This is a genomic window from Rhodococcus sp. ENV425 (assembly GCF_002887785.1).
Lineage (GTDB): Bacteria > Actinomycetota > Actinomycetes > Mycobacteriales > Mycobacteriaceae > Rhodococcus > Rhodococcus aetherivorans.
The window spans coordinates 20,855-23,258 of record NZ_PCZU01000070.1 but is presented as its reverse complement, the minus strand read 5'-3'; the positions used below and the strand labels follow the sequence as shown (position 1 = coordinate 23,258).

Here is a 2,404-nt window from a genome sequence, read left to right as displayed (position 1 = left end):
CCGCCGGCCGCGGGCCCCGGAGCGTCGTCGGTTTCGACACGGCCTGGGACGCAGCCTCTTTCGGCCATGTCCCGCAGTCCGTCGTTCTCCTCGAATCCGCCCGTGACCGTCACGGTCAGCTCGCCGCACCGGCCGACGATCCCGGCCAACTCGGTGGTACCGAGCCGGGCAGCGGTGGCGTCGGAGACGAACAGCACCGAACGATCCTGTGCGGCAGCATAGTCCGTGATCGCCATGTCGTCGGGCAGGGATCGGGCGAGCGCCTCGAACACGTCCTCGGCGTCCGTGTCCGTCGCAGCCGGGGCGAAGTACCGCAACAGCCGTCCGGTGTAGTCCGGCACGAGGGTCACCTCGGCCGCGTCCAGCGCCGCGAGGTAGTCGGCGCGGCCGCCGAGCCCGGTGCGCAGTTCGGTCCGGGTCCCGCTACCGGCCAGGGCGCCCGCGTAGATCCGGGCGAGCAGTTCGCTCGCGGCGTCGTCTCCGGCGCCGACGACCACGGTGGCGACGTCCGTCGACTCGTCGACCACCGACGGCCCGCACCCGGTCAGCACCGCGACGGCGACCACCGGCCCGGCCACCGCCCGAATGAATCCCTCGCCCCGCAGTCCCCGGCTCCTCGCGCTCCACACGATGCCCATCCTCGCGCATCCCCGGAAAGCCGAACGCCCCGGTCCGGAACCTGGGTGCGGGCTCCGGCCGGGGCGTGCGGTCGATCGCGTCAGTCGGTGACGCCCTCGGCCCGCGCCGCGGCCGCGACGGCCTCGGCGACGGCGGGCGCCACCCGCGGATCGAGAGGGCTCGGGACGATCTTGTCCACGGCCAACTCGTCACCGACGACCGAGAGGATGGCCTCGGCGGCGGCGAGCTTCATGCCCTCGGTGATGCGCCGGGCGCCCGCGTCGAGCGCGCCCTTGAACACACCGGGGAAGGCCAGCACGTTGTTGATCTGGTTCGGGAAGTCGCTGCGGCCGGTCGCGACGATCGCGGCGTGCTTGGCGGCGACCTCCGGGTGGATCTCCGGATCCGGGTTCGACAGCGCGAACACGATCGCGCCGTCGGCCATCCGAGCGACGATCTCCTCCGGCACCGTGCCGGCCGAGACGCCGATGAACACGTCCGCGCCGTCGAGGGCCTCGATCAGCCCGCCGTGCCGGCCGGCCGGGTTGGTCCGCGCGGCCAGGTCAACCTTGACCTCGTTCAGGTCGGTGCGCTCGGCCGAGACGATGCCCTTCGAGTCCAGCACGGTCACATCGGCCGCGCCGGCGGCGAGCAGGATGTTCGCGACGGCGACGCCGGCGGCACCGGCGCCGGAGATGACGATGCGCAGGCCGGCCAGCTCGCGGCCCTGCACCTTGGCGGCGCCCTTGAGCGCGGCGAGTGCCACGATGGCGGTGCCGTGCTGGTCGTCGTGCATGACCGGGCAGTCCAGCGCCTCGATGACGCGTCGTTCGATCTCGAAGCAGCGCGGGGCGGAGATGTCCTCGAGGTTGACCGCGCCGAAGCTCGGGCGCAGCCGGATCAGCGTCTCGACGATCTCGTCGGGATCCTTGGTGTCGAGCACCAGCGGGATCGAGTTCAGGCCCGCGAACTTCTTGAACAGGGCGGACTTGCCCTCCATCACCGGCAGCGACGCGCGCGGGCCGATGTCACCGAGGCCGAGCACCGCCGAACCGTCGGAGACGACCACCACGAGGCGGTTGGTCCAGGTGTAGCGGTCGGCGAGGGTCTCGTCGGCCGCGATCGCGCGGGAAACCTGCGCGACGCCGGGCGTGTAGGCGATCGACAGATCGCGCTGCGTCTCCAGGGGTGCGGTGAGCTCGACGGACAGCTTGCCGTCGATATGGCTGCTGAAGATTTCCTCGTCGGTCAATTCGACCTTCCGGGGGGTAGGTGCATCAGACACGATTGACACGATGACACTCCTGCTCGAGCCGGAACCACTCGGGTTCCGGTTACTGCGAAGTAGCTGCGCGACGGACATCCGGCGCAGCGCTTCGCCAAGGACATTTCGGTGAAGCTTCCGGGCGCGATCACGGTTACCGCTGTACAACGCTGTACGACTTCCGGAGCGTGATGGCGCCGAGGCGGGTGAGCCCTGGCGACGAGCCCTCTACAGGGTCTGCCATCTTCGTCCGGCTTCGGGGCGGTGGCACCGACGCCGGATTGAGGAAAAGTTTGCCACCTTCACAACCCAACAATCAAATCGGTATTTCTTGCGAATGTCTCACGTTTTTCCCCGCTCACCTGTGAGTTTGGACAGCCGAGCCGGAATGTCGACCCCGCGATCGGAGCCGTTCCGAGGCAAAAGCCCGAGATGCCGGCCGGTTACCTACCGGTAACGGACGGCGCGCGAAACGTCAGCCCCACCACTGGGTGAACATCAGGACCGCGCCCGTGAGATAGA

The 2,404-nt window shown here is 69.6% G+C and carries 2 protein-coding genes; both read right to left on the bottom strand.

All coding sequences use genetic code 11. From position 1 onward, the window contains the following. Positions 1-638, bottom strand: a 638-nt coding sequence (locus CQZ88_RS05530) for a glycine betaine ABC transporter substrate-binding protein (protein WP_102799367.1), incomplete at its 3' end; no start/stop codon positions are given. An 80-nt stretch (positions 639-718) separates the two neighbouring features. Continuing rightward, positions 719-1,912, bottom strand: coding sequence for an NADP-dependent malic enzyme (locus tag CQZ88_RS05525; protein WP_029542499.1), 1,194 nt, complete (start codon positions 1,910-1,912; stop codon positions 719-721). Positions 1,913-2,404 lie beyond the last annotated feature (492 nt).